The 20,695-nt window shown below is 60.8% G+C and carries 20 protein-coding genes; 3 read left to right on the plus strand and 17 right to left on the minus strand.

Translation table 11 applies throughout. The annotated features are described in order from the left end of the window. The 3 genes from PATSB16_RS12950 to PATSB16_RS12960 all read right to left on the minus strand — a co-directional run bounded on the left by PATSB16_RS12950 (position 1) and on the right by PATSB16_RS12960 (position 3,611). Positions 1–1,782: an acyl-CoA dehydrogenase gene (locus PATSB16_RS12950; protein WP_047214528.1), complete on the minus strand. Its 1,782-nt coding sequence runs from the start codon at positions 1,780–1,782 to the stop codon at positions 1–3. 132 nt (positions 1,783–1,914) lie between these two features. Then, positions 1,915–2,850: an electron transfer flavoprotein subunit alpha/FixB family protein gene (locus tag PATSB16_RS12955; protein WP_047214529.1), complete on the minus strand. Its 936-nt coding sequence runs from the start codon at positions 2,848–2,850 to the stop codon at positions 1,915–1,917. Between the two features lie 11 nt (positions 2,851–2,861). Next, the gene (locus tag PATSB16_RS12960; protein WP_047214531.1) at positions 2,862–3,611 is read right to left on the minus strand and encodes an electron transfer flavoprotein subunit beta/FixA family protein; all 750 of its coding nucleotides are present in this window, start codon (positions 3,609–3,611) and stop codon (positions 2,862–2,864) included. Between the two features lie 251 nt (positions 3,612–3,862). Between PATSB16_RS12960 and PATSB16_RS12965 the strand changes: the two genes are divergently transcribed. Beyond that, entirely contained in the window at positions 3,863–4,720 is an 858-nt protein-coding gene (locus tag PATSB16_RS12965; protein ID WP_047214532.1) for an alpha/beta hydrolase, read from the plus strand. A gap of 96 nt (positions 4,721–4,816) precedes the next feature. After that, positions 4,817–5,590: a ferredoxin--NADP reductase gene (locus PATSB16_RS12970; protein WP_083566772.1), complete on the plus strand. Its 774-nt coding sequence runs from the start codon at positions 4,817–4,819 to the stop codon at positions 5,588–5,590. Positions 5,591–5,605: 15 nt separating this feature from the next. Here PATSB16_RS12970 and PATSB16_RS12975 read toward each other — a convergent pair whose 3' ends face one another. Both PATSB16_RS12975 and PATSB16_RS12980 read right to left on the minus strand, forming a co-directional pair. Beyond that, a complete protein-coding gene (locus PATSB16_RS12975) occupies positions 5,606–6,406 on the minus strand; it encodes an enoyl-CoA hydratase (protein WP_047214534.1) in 801 nt (266 codons plus the stop codon). A 38-nt stretch (positions 6,407–6,444) separates the two neighbouring features. Then, the gene (locus tag PATSB16_RS12980) at positions 6,445–7,368 is read right to left on the minus strand and encodes a histone deacetylase family protein (protein WP_047214535.1); all 924 of its coding nucleotides are present in this window, start codon (positions 7,366–7,368) and stop codon (positions 6,445–6,447) included. A gap of 218 nt (positions 7,369–7,586) precedes the next feature. On the opposite strand from PATSB16_RS12980, the gene mltB reads away from it, so the two are divergent. After that, a complete protein-coding gene (gene mltB, locus PATSB16_RS12985) occupies positions 7,587–8,699 on the plus strand; it encodes a lytic murein transglycosylase B (protein ID WP_052892679.1) in 1,113 nt (370 codons plus the stop codon). 87 nt (positions 8,700–8,786) lie between these two features. On the opposite strand, the gene cysM is transcribed toward mltB, so the two are convergent. The 12 genes from cysM to PATSB16_RS13045 all read right to left on the minus strand — a co-directional run bounded on the left by cysM (position 8,787) and on the right by PATSB16_RS13045 (position 20,676). Next, entirely contained in the window at positions 8,787–9,689 is a 903-nt protein-coding gene (gene cysM, locus PATSB16_RS12990; protein WP_047214537.1) for a cysteine synthase CysM, read from the minus strand. Positions 9,690–9,848: 159 nt separating this feature from the next. Then, entirely contained in the window at positions 9,849–10,289 is a 441-nt protein-coding gene (locus PATSB16_RS21310) for a ComEA family DNA-binding protein (RefSeq protein ID WP_052892680.1), read from the minus strand. 116 nt (positions 10,290–10,405) lie between these two features. Continuing rightward, a complete protein-coding gene (gene rfaD, locus PATSB16_RS13000; protein WP_047214538.1) occupies positions 10,406–11,407 on the minus strand; it encodes an ADP-glyceromanno-heptose 6-epimerase in 1,002 nt (333 codons plus the stop codon). Position 11,408: 1 nt separating this feature from the next. Further along, positions 11,409–12,356, minus strand: a complete 948-nt coding sequence (gene rfaE1, locus PATSB16_RS13005) for a D-glycero-beta-D-manno-heptose-7-phosphate kinase (RefSeq protein ID WP_052892681.1) — start codon at positions 12,354–12,356, stop codon at positions 11,409–11,411. 8 nt (positions 12,357–12,364) lie between these two features. Next, positions 12,365–13,741: a UDP-glucose dehydrogenase family protein gene (locus PATSB16_RS13010; RefSeq protein ID WP_047214539.1), complete on the minus strand. Its 1,377-nt coding sequence runs from the start codon at positions 13,739–13,741 to the stop codon at positions 12,365–12,367. A gap of 21 nt (positions 13,742–13,762) precedes the next feature. Further along, positions 13,763–14,938, minus strand: coding sequence for a lipopolysaccharide assembly protein LapB (gene lapB, locus PATSB16_RS13015; RefSeq protein ID WP_047214540.1), 1,176 nt, complete (start codon positions 14,936–14,938; stop codon positions 13,763–13,765). 56 nt (positions 14,939–14,994) lie between these two features. Continuing rightward, entirely contained in the window at positions 14,995–15,291 is a 297-nt protein-coding gene (locus tag PATSB16_RS13020; protein ID WP_047214541.1) for a LapA family protein, read from the minus strand. Positions 15,292–15,480: 189 nt separating this feature from the next. Further along, positions 15,481–15,774 (minus strand): integration host factor subunit beta, encoded by a 294-nt coding sequence (locus PATSB16_RS13025; RefSeq protein ID WP_047214542.1) that lies wholly within the window; start codon positions 15,772–15,774, stop codon positions 15,481–15,483. Between the two features lie 12 nt (positions 15,775–15,786). Continuing rightward, positions 15,787–17,496, minus strand: a complete 1,710-nt coding sequence (gene rpsA / locus PATSB16_RS13030) for a 30S ribosomal protein S1 (RefSeq protein WP_047214543.1) — start codon at positions 17,494–17,496, stop codon at positions 15,787–15,789. Positions 17,497–17,581: 85 nt separating this feature from the next. Beyond that, complete coding sequence (gene cmk / locus PATSB16_RS13035) at positions 17,582–18,277, minus strand: (d)CMP kinase (RefSeq protein ID WP_047214544.1); 696 nt, start codon at positions 18,275–18,277, stop codon at positions 17,582–17,584. A 210-nt stretch (positions 18,278–18,487) separates the two neighbouring features. Then, positions 18,488–19,807, minus strand: coding sequence for a 3-phosphoshikimate 1-carboxyvinyltransferase (gene aroA, locus PATSB16_RS13040; RefSeq protein WP_047214545.1), 1,320 nt, complete (start codon positions 19,805–19,807; stop codon positions 18,488–18,490). Beyond that, positions 19,804–20,676: a prephenate dehydrogenase gene (locus tag PATSB16_RS13045; RefSeq protein ID WP_047214546.1), complete on the minus strand. Its 873-nt coding sequence runs from the start codon at positions 20,674–20,676 to the stop codon at positions 19,804–19,806. The genes aroA and PATSB16_RS13045 overlap by 4 nt, the downstream gene beginning before the upstream one ends. Positions 20,677–20,695: the final 19 nt, after the last annotated feature.

Here is a 20,695-nt window from a genome sequence, read left to right on the forward strand (position 1 = left end):
TCAGAACTGTGCTTCGGCCAGTGCCAGCACGTCCTCGCTGCCCTCGATGATGGAGGTGGCCAGACCCGGCGCCTGCGTCAACACGTGATCGGCGAAAAAGCGCGCGGTGACTTGCTTCGTACCATAAAACGCCTTGTCCTCGTCGAGTCTGCGCTGCGCCGCGAGGAACGCGCGACCCAATTGCCAACCGGCCAGTACGATGCCGGCGAGTTTCAGGTATGGCACGCTGCCGGCAAAGACGGTGTTGGGCTGCGACTTGGTCTGGGTGACCACGAAGTCGACCACGCGCAGCAATGCCTGCCGACCCGCCGCCAGACGCCGTCCGATGGCCGCGCCGGCCTCGCCCTGGGCCGTCAATTGTGCCTCGGTCGCTTCGATTTCGGCACACAGCGCCCTGGCCGCGGCGCCACCGTCACGCACCGTCTTGCGCCCCACCAGGTCATTGGCCTGAATGGCCGTGGTGCCTTCGTAAATCGTCAGAATCCTTGCATCGCGATAATATTGCGCCGCACCGGTTTCTTCGATGAACCCCATGCCGCCGTGCACTTGCACGCCGAGGCTGGTGACCTCCAGCGACATCTCGGTGCTCCATCCCTTGACGATCGGCACGAGATATTCATAGATCGCCGCATTGTCGCGCCGCACCTGGGCATCGGGGTGATGGTGCGCCATGTCGCACGCGCCGGCCGCCGCATAAGCCAGTGCCCGCGCGCCCTCGATCTGGGCGCGCATGGCCATCAGCATGCGCTTGACATCCGGGTGGTGCACAATGGTGACCGCCTCGCGCGCCGAGCCGTCGACCGGCCGGCTTTGCACCCGCTCACGGGCGTAAGCCACGGCCTTCTGATAGGCGCGATCCGCGATCGACACGCCCTGCATGCCGACGGCAAAACGGGCGGCGTTCATCATGATGAACATATACTCGAGCCCGTGATTGAGTTCGCCGACCAGATAGCCCTTGGCGCCGCCATGATCACCGAATTGCAACACTGCCGTCGGGCTCGCCTTGATGCCCAATTTGTGTTCGATCGACACGCAATGAACGTCATTGCGCGCGCCCAGGGAGCCATCGTCGTTGACCAGGAACTTGGGCACGATAAACAGCGAAATACCTTTTACGCCCTCCGGTGCGTCGGGGGTTCGCGCCAGCACCAGATGGACGATGTTCTCGGCCATATCGTGCTCGCCATAGGTGATGAAGATCTTGGTGCCGAACAACTGGTAGCTGCCGTCGGCTTGCGGTTCGGCACGCGTGCGCACCAGCGCCAGATCGGAGCCGGCCTGCGGCTCGGTGAGATTCATGGTGCCGGTCCATTGCCCCGACAACAGGCGCGGCACATAAAGCTGCTGCTGCGCCGCGCTGCCAGCGGTCAGCAGGGCCTCGACGGCGCCGTCGGTGAGCAGCGGACAGAGCGCGAACGAAAGATTCGCGGCATTGAGCATCTCGTTGCAGGCGGTCGCCACCAATTTCGGCAGCCCCTGCCCCCCGTAAGCCTGCGGGTGCAGCACGCCCTGCCAGCCAGCTTCACCGAACTGGCGGAACGCCTCCTTGAAGCCAGGAGTCGTGCGAACCTCGCCGTCCTGCCAGGTACTCGGGTTTTTGTCACCAGTGACGTTCAGCGGCGCGACGACCTCCTGATTGAACTTGGCGGCCTCCTCCAGCACCGCCTGCACCGTTTCCGGCGTGGCATCCTCGAAGCCGGGCAATGCCGCTACTTGCGCCAGTCCGGCCAATTCGTTCATGACAAACAACATTTCCTTAACAGGCGCTTGATAGCTCATGGCCGTCTCCTTTGACATTAAAAATCTGTTGTTCTGCGGGATGCACGCCGCGCGAGACCGTGAAAAAAGGGCGCAGGAAATTGCCGTGCGCCCTTGCTTCTTGCTTTACCTACCCGGGTGTTCTCGCGTAGCTCAGCCCAACGCGCCGATCAGCTCCGGCACCACGGTGAACAGATCGCCCACCAGGCCGTAGTCGGCCACCGAGAAGATCGGCGCCTCCGGATCCTTGTTGATCGCCACGATCACCTTCGAATCCTTCATGCCGGCCAAATGCTGGATCGCGCCCGAAATCCCCACCGCGATGTACAACTGGGGCGCGACAATCTTGCCGGTCTGCCCGACCTGATAATCGTTGGGCACGTAGCCCGCGTCGACCGCCGCGCGCGAGGCGCCCAGCGCCGCGTTCAGCTTGTCCGCCAGCGGCTCGAGCACCTTCGTGTAGTTCTCGCCCGAACCCAGCCCGCGACCGCCCGAGACGATGATCTTGGCCGAGGTCAGCTCCGGCCGGTCCAGCTTGGTGACTTCGCGCCCCACGAAGCGCGACAGGCCCGCATCGGCCGCCGCCGCCACGTTCTCGATGGCCGCGCTGCCGCCTTCGGCCGCCGCCGCATCGAACCCCGTGCTGCGCACCGTGATGACCTTCACCGGGTCGGCGCTTTGCACCACCGCCAGCGCGTTGCCCGCATAGATCGGCCGCTCGAACGTGTCCGCGCTCTCCACCCGGGTGATGTCCGAGAGTTGCGCGACGTCGAGCAGCGCCGCCACGCGCGGCGCGATGTTCTTGCCGTAGGCCGTGGCCGGCGCGAGGATGTGGCTGTAACCCTGGGCGATCGCCAGCACTTGGGCAGCGACGTTCTCCGCCAGCCCGTCGGCCAGATGCGGCGCATCGGCCACCAGCACCTTGCTTACCCCGGCGATCCTGGCCGCCTGCTGGGCCGCGCCGCTGCAATTGGCGCCCGCCACCAGCAGGTGCACTTCGCCTCCGCACTGCGCCGCTGCGCTCACCGTGTTCAGCGTGGCGGCCTTGATGCTCTGATTGTCGTGTTCTGCAATTACAAGAATGCTCATGACGGCTTCCCTCACAATACCTTGGCTTCGTTCTTCAGCTTGTCGACCAGCGTGGCCACGTCGGGCACCTTGACCCCGGCGCTGCGCTTGGCGGGCTCGCTCACCTTGAGGGTTTTCAGGCGCGGCGCGACGTCCACCCCGAGCGCCTCGGGCGTCACCGTCTCCAGCGGCTTTTTCTTGGCCTTCATGATGTTGGGCAGCGTCACGTAGCGCGGCTCGTTCAGGCGCAGATCGGTGGTGATCACCGCGGGCAGATTCAGCGCCAGCGTCTCGAGCCCGCCGTCGACCTCGCGCGTGACTTGCGCCTGGCCGTCGGCCACCACTACCTTGGAGGCGAAGGTCGCCTGCGGCAGGCCGGCGAGCGCGGCCAGCATCTGGCCGGTCTGGTTGCTGTCGTCATCGATCGCCTGCTTGCCCAGGATCACCAGTTGCGGCTGCTCCTTGTCGACCAGCGCCTTGAGCAGCTTGGCTACGGCCAACGGCTGCAGTTCCTCGCCCGACTCGACCAGGATCGCGCGGTCCGCACCGATCGCCAGCGCCGTGCGCAGCGTCTCCTGGCATTGCGTGGCGCCGCACGACACGGCAATCACTTCGGTTGCCACGCCCGCTTCCTTCAGCCGCACCGCCTCTTCCACCGCGATTTCGTCGAACGGGTTCATCGACATCTTCACGTTGGCAATGTCAACCCCGCTGCCGTCGCTCTTGACGCGGACCTTGACGTTGTAATCCACCACCCGCTTGACTGGTACCAGAATTTTCATCAACTTCCTCCACAATGGTATTCACATCATTCCAGCGCCATTATAACCACAGGCATAATGATGCAAATTGCGGTGTTTTTTGCGCTTCTGATGAGATTGGCGCAGCAAATTCGCCTCGAACGATCGTGCTATTTTAATGGAAAACCGGCAAATTCCTACCTCGATTTTGGGATTTTTCCTCTAGTGCCGTGCTCGCGCTCAACGCAGAGACTATGATCGAATAGCGGCTTTAAAGCTTCGCCGCGCCCATCATGCTCCATACCGCTTACGAATTGCACGGCAGCGACGGTCTGCCCTTGTTCGCCCAATCGTGGCAAGCGCCCGATGGCGCGCCGCGAGGGGTTATCGCACTGGTGCATGGTATGGGCGAGCATAGCGGCCGATATGCCAAACTGGCGGAATATCTCGGCCAGCATGGCTTCGCCACCTACGCCTACGATTTGCGTGGTCACGGGCGCTCCGGCGGCCCACGAGTATATGTCGACAAGTTTGACGAATATCTTAGTGATACCGACGTTTTTCTGACCGACTTGCGACGTCGGTGCGGTCCGACACCGGTGTTTCTGGTAGGCCACAGCATGGGAGGCACGATTGCTGCGCTATACGTGATAACGCGCCAGCCGGCGCTGCGCGGACTGGCGCTGAGCAGCCCTGCCGTTGAACTCGGCGCGGACATTCCCAAAGCACTGATCGTCGCCGGACGCTGGCTGGCCCGGGCGCTGCCTCGGCTGCCGGTACGCAAGATCGACGCTCGCCTGATATCGCGCGACCCGGCCGTCATCGCCCAAGCGGCGAGCGACCCGCTTAACCATTACGGCGGCACGCCAGCACGCACCGGCGCGGAACTGCTCAACGCCATGTCCAGAGTGCTGGCTGCTTGCCGCACGTTGCGCACGCCCATGTATATCTTCCACGGCACCGAGGATCGCCTGACCTCGCCTTCCGGCAGCCAGGCGTTGTATGCCGGCTCGGCCTCGCTCGACAAGACGCTGCGCCTGTATCCCGGCAGCTACCACGAAACCATGAACGACCTCGACCAGGAACAGGTTTTGCAGGAACTGGCCGACTGGCTGGTGGCGCATTCGCCGCGCACCGCGTCGGCGGCTTAAGACACAAAACCCTTTGCCCTTACCGGCTTTCTGGCTAAAGGCGGGCGATCGCGGTGCGCGGACTATACTCCAAGAATGACCATTGGAGCCCGTCTTATGAGCGATCCGGAGAAATTTTCCGCGCAGCGCATTACACAGATTAAATTCTGGATGCCGAATCTGTTTACTTTCAAAACGACGCGGCCGGCCAGCCTGACCTTTACCCCTGGCCAGTTTGTCAGGTTGGGGCTGCACAAAGAAGATGGCAGCGAAGTCTGGCGTGCATATTCTTTTGTCAGCGCTCCCGACGAAGAAAATTTGGAGTTCTATTCAATCGTCGCCCCCGACGGCGAGTTCAGCCCGCGGTTGGCCAGGATGCGCACAGGCGACGAATTGCTGGTGGCGCATACTGCCTTTGGCTTTTTGACACTGGATCGCTTCGAAGATGGCCGGGATCTCTGGCTGCTTGCGACCGGCACCGGACTCGCCCCGTATATTTCGATGCTGCGAACCCAGGAACCCTGGCATCGCTTCGAGCGGATCTTCCTGGTGCATAGCGTGCGTCTGGCCGCGGACCTGACCTACCGTGACGAGATCGAAGACTTGGCGCGTCGCAACGGGCCGCAGACCCATACCGCCGAGTTGCGCTACGTGGCAACGGTCACACGGGAGAAGGCGCCCGACACGCTTGGCGGGCGCATCACGCAACTTATCGAAAACGGCGCGCTGGAACAGGCGGCGGGCGCCACGCTCTCACCGCAGCATTCACGCATCATGGTGTGCGGCAATCCAGAAATGGTGCGCGATACGCGCAAACTGCTCACCGGCATGGGTTATGCGGTGAGCCGCTCGGCGACGCCTGGCCCACTCGCGCTCGAAAATCAATGGTGAGCGCTCGCGCACCGATCAGTCGCGGGACCAGTGCGGCGGGCGTTTTTCGATGAAGGCTTGAACACCCTCGAGGGCGTCGCCGGCCATCATGTTGCAGGCCATCGTCTGCCCGGCCAGTTGATACGCGGCTTCGATGCCGGTCTCCAGCTGGCGATAGAACAGGCCCTTGCCGGCGGCCACGGCAACCGCCGGCTTGGCGCAGATCGTTCGGGCCAGCGCCCCCAATTCGTCGTCGAGTTTATCCAACGATACGACGCGATTGACAAGACCCCGCTCACGCGCGGTATTGGCATCGATGAATTCGCCGGTGAGCAGCATTTCCATCGCCTGCTTGCGCGACACGTTTCGGCCGAGCGCCACGCTGGGGGTGGCGCAAAACAGGCCGTAGTTGATGCCAGAGACGGCAAATCGCGCGACGTCGGCCGCGACCGCGAGGTCGCACATGGCGACCAGCTGGCATCCGGCAGCCGTCGCCAACCCATGCACGCGGGCAATCACGGGCTGAGGCAGACGCTGAATCGTCAGCATCAGGCGGCTGCATTGCGCAAACAGTGTCTGATAATAGGTCAGCGACGGCGCAGCGCGCATCTCCTTGAGGTCATGCCCGGCGCAAAATGCCGGACCGGCACCGCCGAGAATCACCACCCGCACCGATTCGTCGACCGCGATTGCTTCCAGGGCCCGCTGCAGCGCATCCAGCATCGCCTCGGACAACGCGTTGAATTGGCGCGGCCGGTTCAAGGTCAGCGTCACCACTCCGTGGGCATCGCGCGTTTGCAGCAGCAAAGGAGCGTCCGGTTGGGCTTCCTGATTCATTGCTCAACTCCTTGTTGTGAGACCGGTCGACAGGCCGGCTACAGGTCGGCCAGCACCCTCAAATGCGCAACGACACTGCGGCCGAGCGCCGACAGGTTGTATCCGCCCTCCAGACAGCTGACGATGCGCCCATGGGCGTGTCGCTGCGCAACGGCCTTGACTTGCGCCGTGATCCAACTGAAATCCGCCTCGGTAAGGGCAAGGCCGCCAAGGTCATCGTCGCGATGCGCGTCGAAGCCCGCCGAGATGAAGATCATCTGAGGCTTGAATTCCTCCAGGCGCGGCAGCCAGGTCAGGTCGATCATTTCGCGCACTTCCAACCCGCCGGTGCGCGCCGGCACCGGCACGTTGACCATATTGGGGGCTGGATTTTCGGTGCCGCTGTATGGGTAAAACGGATGCTGGAAAATGCTGCACATGAGCACCCGGGACTCTCCGGCAAAAGCGGCTTCGGTGCCGTTGCCGTGGTGCACGTCGAAATCGACGATGGCGACCCGCTGCAGGCCATGGACGTCAAGCGCATGACGCACCGCAACCGCGATATTGTTCAGCAGACAAAACCCCATGGCGGTACCTGGGGTCGCGTGATGTCCGGGCGGTCGAATGCTGCAGAATGCGTTCTCCAGCTCGCCGGCGAGCACCGCGTCGGTCGCGGCAACCGCCGCGCCAGCGGCCCGTCGGGCAGCTGTTAGCGAATGCGAGTTGAGCACCGTATCGCCGTCGATCGCAAAGTAGCCGCTCTTCGGCGCGTTGGCCGACAGGAAATCCCAGTGAGCAGCCGTGTGCGCCCGCAGAATGTCCGCTTCCGCCACCAGCGGCGCTTCGCGCCGCTCCAGCAGGCCGTCGATGCGCCCGGCGATCAACTGGTCTTCAATGGCCTGCAGGCGGGCAGGGCATTCCGGATGCCATTCACCCATTTCATGGAGCACGCAGTCCGGGTGCGTGTAAAAGCCGGTCGCCATACGAAAATCTTTGTCTCGATCTGTTTAAATCGCTGCGCGGCCAGTCTCCGGGCGCGGCAGCCTCTTTTGCTATTATCCGCCCGTTCGCTTCACGGCTGGCAACTGGGGGAATCTGCGGATTAAGGTATCACAGGTTCACTCGGTTATACTGCACGCATTGCTTTCCCCCGGCCCGACTCTCGCCTGACCGTATGAAAAATCCGCTAAGGACTCCTCACGTGGACAAGCTGGCTCGCATTGTTGCCAACGTTTCGCTTTCGTTCCTGTTTGCCTTCGCCGCTGTCGTCCTGGCGCCTGCCCACGCGCATGCGACCCCGAGAAACGACCGGACGAACAATTCGCTGGAGGAGGAAATCGTACCCCAGCATTACGCCAACAACCCGGACGTCGACGCGTTCATTGCCGATCTGGTGGCGCGCGACGGATTCGACGGCGCGGCGTTGAAACGGCTGTTCTCGCAAGTCGATTATTCCCAGACGGCAGCGCGGCTGGTCGCGCCGCCGCCAGTGCCGACCCCGAAGAACTGGAGCGCATATCAGTCACGTCTGGTCGATTCCATTCGCATCAATGACGGCGTCCAGTTCTGGCAGGACAATGATGCCACCTTGAAACGAGCGGCCGAACAATTTGGTGTGCCCCCGAGCATTATTGTTGCCATTATCGGCGTCGAAACCGTCTACGGTCGGCACATGGGCAACTTCCGCACGATCGACGCGCTGACGACCCTGGCCTTCGACTATCCGCAGACGAAGAACCGGGACGACCGCATGACAATGTTTCGCAAGCAGCTGGAAAATTTCTTGGTCTGGACCCGCGAACGCAATGTCGATCCGCTGTCGGTCTATGGGTCATATGCTGGTGCCATCGGCATTCCTCAATTCATGCCGACCAGCCTGATCAACTATGCAGTCGATTACGACGGCGATGGCAAGATCGACCTCGCGCACAGCGCTGCCGACGCAATCGGCAGCGTCGGCAATTTCCTGATGCAGCATGGCTGGGAACGCGATCAGCCGGTGATTTGGCATATCGCGAGCGACCCTGGCAGCCAGGGGCTGGCGCAAGCGGGCGCGGATGGGCAGGCCAAACCGCATTGGACGCTGGGTAATTTCCTCAAGGCGGGCATCGAGATGAACGAGCCCGGCCTGAACCTCGCCGCGCAGAGCAACACTCCGGTGTTGGTCATCGATTTACCGACACCCGACCAACCCACTCAGTACTTCCTGGGGCTGCAGAATTTCTACGTCCTCACGCGCTATAACCGCAGTTTTTTCTATGCGATGGCGGTGTATGACCTGGCCCAGGCAATCAAGGCGGCCAAAGCACCCTGAAAGGCCTGAACCGAGGCGCGCGATAAAGTAAATTCGCGCGCCGGCAAGCATTGACAGCTCAACGATAGCGCGGCGGTGAAGCGGGGCTCAGGCAGGAAATACGCCGGTCGACAGATAGCGGTCGCCACGATCGCATACGACGAAAACGATCGTCGCATTCTCGACTTCCCGCGCAATACGCAATGCAATCGCGCAGGCCCCTGCAGCGGAAATACCACAAAAAATGCCTTCCTCCGCAGCCAGCCGTCGCGCCATGACCTCGGCTTCGGCCTGGGTAACGGACTCGGTACGATCAACCCGATTTCTGTCGAAAATTTTCGGCAGATAGGCTTCCGGCCATTTGCGGATGCCGGGAATCCGCGACCCTTCCGCAGGCTCGGCGCCAACGATCTGAATGGCTGCGTTTTGTTCCTTCAGATACTGCGATACGCCCATGATCGTACCGGTCGTGCCCATGGCAGAGATGAAGTGCGTGATGTTTCCACCAGTGTCCCGCCAGATTTCCGGGCCAGTCGTTTCATAGTGAGCCAGCGGATTGTCCGGATTGGCAAATTGATCGAGAATCACACCTTTGCCGTCTTTTTCCATTTGATTCGCCAGATCGCGGGCGTATTCCATGCCCCCCTTGACCGGCGTCAGAATGATCTGCGCGCCATACGCTGCCATGCTCTGCCGGCGCTCGATCGACAAGTCTTCCGGCATGATGAGAATCATTTTGTAACCGCGTATGGCGGCAGCCATTGCCAGCGCAATACCGGTGTTGCCGCTGGTCGCCTCGATCAGCGTATCGCCCGGCTTGATCCGGCCACGGGCTTGTGCATGCTTGATCATCGATAACGCCGGACGGTCCTTGACCGACCCTGCCGGATTATTTCCTTCAAGCTTGCCCAGAATCACGTTGTTGCGGCGACGCGCCTCCTCGTCCGGCAAGCGCACCAGTTGCACCAGAGGGGTATTGCCGATCGTGTCTTCAATGGTTTTGTAAGTCATTGCACAAAGCTCGCGAGCATAGGGAGTGCTTGCATTCTAAACCACGGCGGAGCGCGGTGCTGCAGCTCGGTCCGGACGGTTGCCCACCCGCTCATCGGGGAAATAAAAAACCGCCGAAGGCGGGGGCCAAGGGCGGTTCTTTGGAAATGCAAGAAATCGCTACTTCTGCGCGGGTTTGCCGGCGGGCGTGGTAGCTGCGCCTTCATGCGCGGCGTTTTTCTTGGCCGCCTTGTCAGCCGAATGAGCGTTGCCTTTCGCGTCGCCATGCTTGCTTGCTGTCACTGGCGCCGCCTTCCTGTCGCCGAACGTCAGCCCTTCCGCCTCGAGTTTGGCAACGGATTTGCTCCCAATGCCCTTGACTCGTCTGGCAAGGTCCTCAGCGCTTTTGAACGGACCATTCTTGGTTCGTTCTTCCACGATCGCTTTTGATTTGGCTGCACCAATGCCCTTGATCGTTTCCAATTGAGCCTGGCTGGCCGTATTGACGTCAACGGCGGCCGCGGCCATACCGGAGAAAACAAAAAAAGCGACAACTGCCAGCAGTACTTTCTTCAACATAATGCGGTCCTTATCGAGATTGACCACTTTTAAAATGGGCATACGACGATGCCGTTGCCCTCCCTGTGTCAACACCCCGCACCCGCGCCATCGGCGGAGAACCGACAGCAACGGGCGCGTGGCGCAAACGCTTCCAGCTCTCGAAGGCTGTTACAGAATTATTTTGAAAGCAACCAATGACAGTACCGCTCAACGCCTTGAGCGACACTCAGGAACGGAGCGTCGTAACCCGCCGCCCTCAATTGACCGATATCGGCTTGTGTGAAGCATTGATACTTGCCACGCAATGCGTCCGGAAATGGAATGTACTCAATCAATCCGTCACGCACCAACGCTTCCAGCGGCATCGCCGGCATGCCCTGTACGCCACGTAGCGTATTGACCACGGCCATCGCAACGTCATTGAACGGCTGGGCACGGCCAGACCCCAGGTTGAAGATGCCGCTTTGCTCCGGGTGGTCGAAGAAATGCAAATTGACCTTCACGACGTCTTCGACCGATACGAAATCGCGGCTCTGCTGACCGGCGGCATACCCGCCGTATTCGCCGAACAGCTTGACCTTGCCTTCGCTGCGGAACTGGTTGAAATTGTGAAAGGCGACCGACGCCATGCGCTCCTTGTGCGCTTCGCGCGGACCGTAAACATTGAAATAGCGAAACCCTACGACCTGACTGGGCAGCTTTCCACCGGCGTTACGGGTCAGCCGCCGGACAACCTGGTCGAAAAGAAATTTCGAATACCCATAGACGTTGAGCGGCTGCTCATACTCGCGCGACTCGACGAAGGTGTCGGAGCCCCCATAGACCGCGGCCGACGACGCGTACAGCAGCGGTACGGCTTGCGCCAGACAACTGTCGAGCAGCGCACGCGTGTAGCGGAAATTGTTTTCCATCATATAGCGGCCGTCGGTTTCCATCGTGTCCGAACATGCGCCCTCGTGGAATACCGCGCGTACTTTACCGAACTCGCGCCGCGCCATACGCTCGATGAAATCGGTTTTGTCGAGGTAATCGCTGATATCGCAATCAACCAAATTGCGAAACTTGTCGGCGCGAGTCAGGTTATCGACCGCCACGATGTCGGTTTCGCCGCGCTCATTGAGTGCCTTGACAAGGTTGGCGCCGACAAAACCCGCTGCGCCGGTGACGATAATGGTCATGTCAGTTGCCTGGGAAAAGTTCTGCGTAATCGACGGTTGCCGTACCGAGCTTGCCGACGACGATACTGCCCGCCCGGTTCGCGTGCCGCACCGCGTCAGCCAGAGGCACGCCCGCTCCGACCATTGCGGCCAGCGTCGCAATCACGGTGTCGCCGGCACCCGAGACATCGTAGACTTCGCGTGCCTGAGCAGGCTCGTTCAGCACACCATCTGCGGTGAAGAGCGTCATGCCCTCCTCGGACCGGGTCAGCAGCAGCGCGTCGAGCGCGAGATCGTCGCGAAGCCTTTGCGCACGCGCCACAAGGTCGCTCTCCGAATGCCACCGCCCGACGACCTGCTGCAATTCCGCACGATTTGGGGTGAGCACGGTAGCGCCCCGGTATCTCGCATATTCGCTGCCCTTCGGGTCGACCAGGACGGGCACGCCCGCCGCTCGAGCCGTCTCGATCATGGGCTGCACGTGGGTGAGACCACCCTTGGCATAGTCGGACAACAAGACGACGTTATGTGCCGGCAGCAGCTTGCGATACCGATCGAGGACGCCGAGCAAGACCTCGTGAGTCGGCTGATTTTCGAAATCTATCCGCAGCAATTGTTGCTGGCGCGATACGATTCTCAACTTGATCGTTGTCGACAGCTCTTCATCGCGGTGGATGTGCGACGCGACGTCGCTCGCCGCCAACATGTCGGCAATGCGGTCACCCGGTTCATCCTGCCCGATCACGCAGAGCAGATCGGCTTTTGCGCCCAGCGCCGCCGCGTTGAGGGCGACGTTGGCAGCGCCGCCCAGGCGCTCCTCGTTGCGTTTCACATGCACGACGGGTACCGGTGCTTCAGGTGATATTCGGTTGACATCGCCAAACCAATACCGGTCCAGCATCACGTCCCCGACGACCAACACGTGCGCCGCCGCGAGCCGCGCGCGCGTAATGGTGCCTGAGTTAGTCATTGTCTTACTCATGAGCGTTGTGGCGCGGCAGAGCGCCCAATGGCGTAATACTCGATACCCAGTTCGCTCATGGCTTCCGGAGCGTAAAGATTACGACCGTCGAACACCAGCGGCGCCCTCATGGCCGCCTTGACGCGCTCGAAGTCGGGGCTGCGAAAAGCTTTCCATTCAGTCACAATGACCAGCGCATCGGCCCCTTCGAGTGCATCATTCTGTGATTGGGCAAAGGTGACGCGAGCCAGTAGTTCCTCTCGCCCCGCAAAATCGAGCGCCAGCACACGGCGAGCCTCGTCCATGGCAACGGGATCGTAGATCCGCACGGAAGCGCCGTGCCCCAACAGGGCGGCAATGATGCGCCGGCTCGGCGCTTCGCGCATATCGTCGGTATTGGGTTTGAATGCCAACCCCCAGATAGCGAATGACTTGCCGTCAAGGCGTTCACCCAGGCGCGCCAGGATCTTGCCAATCAGCACTTCCTTTTGCCGTTCGTTGACTGACTCGACCGACGCCAGAATCTGCAGCGGCAGGCCGTTCTCGTTCGCGGTTCGCATCAACGCCTGGACGTCCTTGGGGAAACATGACCCTCCATAGCCGCATCCGGCATAGAGGAAGTCATAGCCAATGCGCGGATCCGAACCGATGCCCAGGCGAACGTGCTCGATGTCGGCACCGACGCGATCGGCCAGGTTGGCGAGTTCGTTCATGAAGGAAATCCGCGTCGCCAGCATTGCGTTCGCGGCGTATTTAGTGAACTCGGCAGAGCGCACATCCATAAAAAACGTTCGTTCATGGTTGCGGTTGAACGGTGCATACAGCGCTTTCATCATTGCCTTGGCCTTTTGCCCGGCAACGTCGTCGCGGCAGCCCAGCACAATGCGATCGGGGCGCATGAAATCTTCCACCGCAGCGCCTTCCTTGAGGAACTCCGGATTCGATACCACGGCGAATTCTGTGTCGGCGCCACGCGCCGCCAGCTCCTTGGCAATCACGTCGGTCACCCTGTCCGCGGTTCCAACCGGGACGGTCGATTTGTCGACGACAACCTTGTACTCCTTCATGTGACGTCCAATGTTCCGTGCCGCTGCCAGCACGTACTGCAAATCTGCCGAGCCGTCTTCGTCGGGCGGCGTGCCAACGGCAATGAATTGGATCTGGCCGTGCGCTACGCTCGCTGCAATGTCGGTCGAGAACACCATACGCCCGCTGGCACGGTTGCGGTCGATGATTTCCTGCAAGCCCGGTTCGTGGATAGGTACGCCGCCACTATTCAGAATGTCGATCTTGCGCTGGTCGATGTCCAGGCAAAAAACGTCATTGCCAAGCTCGGCCAGACAGGCGCCCGTGACAAGTCCAACATAACCGGTGCCGATGATAGTAACTTTCATAGCTGCTCGATACAAATAGGATCAGGATGAAGCTGGCATGTCGGCGCGGCGGGGCACGTAGGTCTCCCATCCGCCGCACCCGGGGCATTGCCAGTAGAAAAAGCGGGCGCGAAAGCCGCACTGCTCGCAGACATAGCGCGGCAAATTTTTGGTGCGCTGGAGTAGCCACTCTCGCACCATGACCAAATCGGCTTGCTGCGACCCGCTGGCGTGTTCGTGATGCGCTGTCAGCAACTTGACGGCAGACTGCACGCTGGGCGCACGCTTCATTTCGTCTCGCACTACGGCGTAGGCCGCGTCGGGTCCATCCTGTGCCATGACTTTTTCAAACACAACCTCGGCCAGATCATCCGAAGGATGGAGCGAAAGCATGTCGCGCAGATGAACGATGCCCTCGGCAGTTCGTCCCAGCGCTTCATAGGCACGCATCAGCCGCCCCGCAGCGAATCCCACGTAGGTTGGATTCTGCCGAGGTACCTCGCTCAGGATCGCCAGCGCACCTGCCGGGTCGCCATTGTGAAGCAGCATATCGCCACGCAACAGCATCGCGCGGACATTTGCCGGGTTGACGCGCAATGCCGCCTCGATTTCGGCCGAGGCGGCTGCGGCGTCTTTTCGCTGCAATGCTTCCTGCGCCAGTTCGCAATGAAACTGGGAGATTTCCTTTTCGTACGAAGAGCCGTCGCCGTCGGCGGCCAGGCGATCGGCACACTCGAGCGCCTTGTGCCACTCCTTTTCGATCTGGTAGATCGCCAGAACACTGTGCTGGGCCTGTTTTGCGAAGCTACCGGTTTGCAGTCGCTGGAAGGCTTCCTCGGCGCGATCCAGAAGGCCGGCCTTCAGGAAATCCTGTCCGAGATCGAAAAGCGCATGCTCCTGCTCGCTAACCGGCAGATCATCGCGACTCAGCAGGTTCTGGTGAACACGGATAGCGCGCTCTGTTTCGCCACGCCGCCGAAACAGGCTGCCGAGCGCGAAATGCAACTCCGTTGTCTCGGGATCGAGTTTTGCAACCTCGATAAAAGCGTCGATCGCCTTATCGGGTTGTTCATTCAGCAGAAAATTGAGCCCGCGAAAATAAGATCGCGGTAAGTTGCTGCTCTCGGAAAGCAGGCTCTTGACGTCGAACCGGGATGCGGCCCAACCCAGCCCAAAGATCACTGGGATCGCCAGCAACCACCAGACCTCGAATTCCATTGTGGTATTTCTTTTGATAGTGTCGGTTAAACGCCGTCAGACTGGCGTTGGGTCATTCAGACGGGCGGCAGGATGGGCGGTTGCTGTTGCACCCCGCTGGCGTCCCGTTGGGCCTGTTCCAGCGCCCGGCGCGCGCGGCGCAGATCGAAGCGCTGACGCACCAGACTGGGCAGTGTCGCCAGCACCCCCATCAGCATTCCCACCACGAAGAATGCAAGGCCAATCAGAATCAGAGGCGCAGTCCATGTGTGCCCAAGAAACAGATGCAGCGGGACCTCGTCGGTATTGGCCAGCGCGAGCAGCAAAAGCACCAAAAAAATCACCAGCCGTACGATCCAAACAATCAATTTCATGTCGAAATGCTCCTGCGGCAGGTTTGAAGTACATGACAACCCGCCCTCGGGCCTGCGCCATGCAGTGTCGCCGTATTGTACCGGAAAGCCCTCGCGCGTCTCCGCACGGCAAGGCGAGCAATAGAAAACGTCCGGCGCAAAAGTAAAAAAAGCGTCAGAAGACGCTTTTTTTACTTGGAAAACCAATTGCTAGTTTTGCTCGGCCTTGTGGTCGACTCGCTCGCGCAATTCCTTGCCTGGCTTGAAGTGCGGCACGAACTTCTCCGGCACCAGCACTTTCTCGCCGGACTTGGGATTACGCCCAACCCGCGGCGGCCTCCGGTTGAGCCCAAAGCTGCCGAAACCTCGGATCTCGATACGGTGACCGCATGCCAGGGCATCGGCCATCGCATCAAGTATCGCCTTGACGGCGAAATCGGCGTCTTTGAGCACCAGTTGCGGAAATCGCGCCGCGAGCTGGTTGACCAATTCGGATTTGGTCATAAGGCTCGAACCTTATTGATTCTGGCTATCGAGCTTGGCTTTGAGTAGCGCCCCCAGATTGGTGGTGCCACTGGCAGCCGAGCTGTCCGACTGCGACTGCAGTTTCTGGATCGCTTCCTGTTGCTCGGCGGAATCCTTCGCTTTGATCGAAAGGTTGATGTTGCGCGATTTGCGATCGATATTCACGATCATCGCATTCACCGCATCGCCTTCCTTGAGGACGTTACGCGCATCTTCGACTCGATCGTGGGTGATCTCGGAGGCACGCAGATACCCTTCGACATCCTCGCCCAGGCTAACGACGGCGCCCTTCGCGTCAACCGACTTGATGACGCCGTTGACCAGCGCACCCTTGTCGTTCATCGCCACGAAATTGTTGAACGGATCGCCTTCGAGCTGCTTGATACCCAGCGAAATGCGCTCTTTCTCGACATCGATGCCCAGCACGACGGCTTCGACCTCGTCGCCCTTCTTGTACTTGCGCACGGCATCTTCGCCGGTTTCGCTCCAGGACAGATCGGACAGATGCACCAGGCCATCGATACCGCCGGGCAAGCCGATGAACACGCCGAAGTCGGTGATCGACTTGATCGCGCCCGTCAGCTTGTCGCCTTTCTTGAAGTTACGGCTGAAATCATCCCAGGGATTGGGTTTGCACTGCTTCATGCCGAGGCTGATACGACGGCGGTCTTCGTCGATCTCAAGGACCATGACTTCGACTTCGTCGCCCAACTGGACAACCTTGGACGGCGCCACGTTCTTGTTGGTCCAGTCCATTTCGGACACGTGCACCAAGCCTTCGATACCGGATTCGACTTCAACGAACGAACCGTAATCGGTAATGTTCGTGACCTTGCCGAACAGGCGGGTGCCTTGCGGGTAGCGGCGTGCGATGCCTTCCCACGGATCTTCGCCGAGCTGCTTCACGCCCAGGGAAACTCGCCCCTTTTCCTGATCGAACTTCAGAATCTTGGCCGTCACTTCCTGGCCGACGGACAGCACTTCGCTCGGATGGCGAACACGGCGCCAGGCGATGTCGGTGATGTGCAACAGGCCGTCGATGCCGCCCAGATCGACGAACGCACCGTAGTCGGTAATGTTTTTGACCACGCCCTTGACGATCGCGCCTTCCTTGAGCGTTTCCATCAGCTTGGCGCGTTCTTCGCCCTGCGTCGCCTCGATGACCGCACGACGCGACAACACTACATTGTTGCGCTTGCGATCAAGCTTGATGACCTTGAATTCGAGGGTCTTGCCTTCATACGGCGTGGTGTCCTTGACCGGACGGGTATCCACCAGCGAGCCGGGCAGGAAAGCGCGAATGCCGTTGACCATGACGGTCAGACCGCCCTTGACCTTGCCGGTGATCGTGCCGGTGACGAGTTCGCCCGATTCCAGGGCCTTTTCGAGCGACAGCCACGAAGCCAGACGCTTGGCCTTGTCACGCGACAGGACCGTATCGCCGTAGCCGTTTTCCAGGGCATCGATCGCCACGGAAACGAAATCGCCGGCCTGAACCTCGACCTCACCCTGATCGTTCAGGAATTCTTCAATGGGAATATAAGCTTCGGACTTGAGTCCCGCGTTGACAACCACGAAGTTGTGGTCGACACGCACCACTTCTGCGCTGATAACTTCGCCAGCGCGCATGTCTTGGCGGGAAAGCGACTCTTCGAACAGGGCCGCGAAAGATTCGTTTGTCGAGGTTTGCAGGTCGGACATAAAAATGGAAAATACCGTCAGGCGCGCATGTGGAACTGCGCCACAACGGGGGGTTAAAAGTTAAAAACACGCCATGAACAAAAGTTCAGGCACCTTGCGGGTACTGCGCTTGCGAGAACCATTCGAGCACCTGCGCAACAGCCTGATCGGCGGTCATGCCGGATGTATCGAGTACCCTCGCCCCTTCTGCCGGCCGCAGCGGCGCTTCTGCCCGGGTGCGATCCCGCGCGTCACGCTCCTGCAAATCCAGTAAAAGACTATCTATATTAGCAGAAAATCCTTTTTCTATCAATTGCTTATATCGCCTCTGCGCGCGCGCCTGAACGCTGGCGGTCAGAAACACCTTCAAAACCGCATCAGGAAAGACGACCGTGCCCATATCACGGCCGTCGGCGACCAGTCCCGGCGCCTTCCTGAAGCTGTGCTGAAGCGCCAGAAGAGCACGCCTTACCGCCCCATGGACGGCAATCGCCGATGCTCGATTGCCGATCGCTTCGGCACGAATCGCGTCCGTGACGTCCTCGCCCGAGAGCCACACTCGCTGCTCGCCGAAGCGCACATCCAGGGTTTCGGCCAGAACCGACAGGGCATCGGCGTCGTCCGGGGCGATGCCATGGCGGGCACTGGCCAGTGCGGTCAAGCGGTATAGCGCGCCGCTGTCGAGATAATGAAATTCCAGCGCATCGGCAACCCGGTGCGCCACCGTCCCCTTCCCCGAGGCCGTCGGCCCGTCGACGGTGATCACTGGTATCGCGCTATTGTCGCGCTCACTAACATCCATGAGATAGCAAAGTCCTGCTTGGTTTGATATTTTCAGGCGTCAAGACCCGACAATGCCGGAAGCGAGGGACGTGGCCCCGTAACCCTCGCTGGAGCACCATTGCCACGCGTCAACTTCCGGATCCCGCACCGGGACACTTTTTTGTCGCCGGATTGAGTATAGTCGGGACACCGATCGCCAGGCGAACAGAACTCTTTGCCGGGCATCGCCTTAATCGACAATGCGGCTAAATTCAGCAAAATAATCGGGAAACGTTTTTGCGACGCAACCCGGGTCGTTAATGCGCACAGGCACGCCGCCCAGGCTTGCCAGAGAAAAGCACATCGCCATGCGGTGATCATCGTAGGTATCGATTGCCGCATCGCGACGCAGCTTTGCCGGAGGCGTAATGCGCAGGAAATCGGCGCCCTCGTCGACCGCAGCACCAAGTTTGCGCAATTCCGTCGCCATGGCGGTCAGGCGATCCGTCTCCTTGACCCGCCAACTGCCGATATTTCGCAGGTAACTGGTGCCATCGGCAAACAGCGCCGCCACGGCAATTGTCATCGCCGCATCCGGGATGTGATTGAAATCCATGTCGATCGCACGCAGTTTGCCGTTTGCCGTCGAGACGCCATGCGCGACAACCGAATGTTCGCCCAGCGTAATCCTGGCACCCATTTGTTCAAGGGCGTCGACAAACCGGATATCCCCTTGAATACTGTCGCGCCCGACCCCTTCGACGGTGACCGGCCCGCCGCCTATGGCGCCCGCCGCGAGGAAATAGGATGCCGAGGACGCATCGCCTTCGACGTGAATCGTTCCAGGGCTTCGATATCCGCCTCCTTGCGCGATGCCCGGAACCGTGAACCGTTGCCATCCATCGCGCTGCACTTGCACGCCAAAACGGCTCATCAGTCGCAGGGTGATGTCGATGTACGGCTTGGAGATCAGTTCGCCGTCGACAACGATCTCAACGCCATCGCCTGCCGCGCTGAGCAGTGGAGCAGCCATCAACAGCGCGGTCAGAAACTGACTCGAGACGTCACCTCGCACCCGAATCGGCACTTGGTGCAGTTGCACATCGGCCGCATGGATATGCAATGGCGGGAAGCCGGGCTGGCCCGTGTAGTCGATACGAGCGCCGATCTGCCGCAAACCGTCCACCAGATCGCCGATCGGCCGCTCGTGCATGCGCGGCACGCCGGAGAGGCGATAGTCGCCTCGATTGAGTGCCAGGGCGGCGGTCAGCGGCCGTATCGCGGTTCCCGCGTTGCCCATGAAAAGAGTCGCCTGCTTGACCGGAAAATCGCCGCCCGCGCCGTGCACCACCGTGCTGCCGTCACCCGGTTGGTCCCACCGAACACCCAGCGTGCGCAAAGCCTCGAGCATGACGTGGGTGTCGTCCGACGCCAGCAGGTCATGCACCACGGTCACGCCCTGGCTCAACGCTGCCAGAAGCAAGACGCGATTGGAAATGCTTTTCGAGCCAGGCAACTTGATCGTGCCGGAAGCCTTCGAGAACGGACCGAGATCGAGGAAGTTCGTCATTTTTCTTGCTGCCTTCCCCAGTCCAGACGCGCCTGACTGGCGCGCGAAAATACGCGCTCGAGCGCGGCGCCATCTGCCGCCGCCAGCATGCGCCGCATGTCTTGCAACATCGCCATATATCCGTCGATTTCACCCAACAGAGGGGCCCTGTTGGCGAGGCAAATATCACGCCACATCTCTGGGTTCGATGCGGCAATGCGCGTGAAGTCGCGAAACCCGGCTCCCGCGTTGTCCAGCTTCAGATCGGCGTACGAGCTGTCCAGGATTTGCGCGACCAGCGCATAGGAGAGAATATGGGGCAGATGGCTGACCGCCGCGAACACGGCATCATGCTGCTCAGCCGTCATATGCTTGACCAGCGCACCGGCAGCACACCACATCTGCTCGATGCAAGTGACGTCCGCCGGACGATTTTCCGGCAATGGACATAAAATCGCCCGCTTGCCGCGGTACAACCCGGCCTGGGCCGCATCGACACCGCTCAGCTCCCCGCCGGCGATCGGATGTGCCGGCACGAAACGCCAGGCATCAGCCCCCAGCGCGGCATACGCCGCAGCGACCGCATCCCCCTTGGTACTGCCGGCATCGGTAACGATCGTGCCGCCACGCAAGTGCGGTGCCATGGCGCGCAACAAGACCGGCGTCTGAGCCACCGGCGCAGCCAGAACGATGATATCGGCATCCGCCAGGGCCGACTCGATCGACTCGGCGATGTCGTCGATAACGCCGAGCGCCAGCGCGTGCTGCAAGCTGCCGCGGCTACGTCCGATGCCGACGATTTGCCTGGCGACGCCAGCTTCCTTGAGCGCCAGAGCTAGCGACCCGCCGATCAAGCCGACGCCTGCGATAACAAGTTTTTGAATGGCCATGAGAAAAGAAGATGTCAGG

Origin of the sequence: Pandoraea thiooxydans (assembly GCF_001931675.1) — a bacterium.
In the GTDB taxonomy this organism is placed as follows: Bacteria; Pseudomonadota; Gammaproteobacteria; order Burkholderiales; family Burkholderiaceae; genus Pandoraea; species Pandoraea thiooxydans.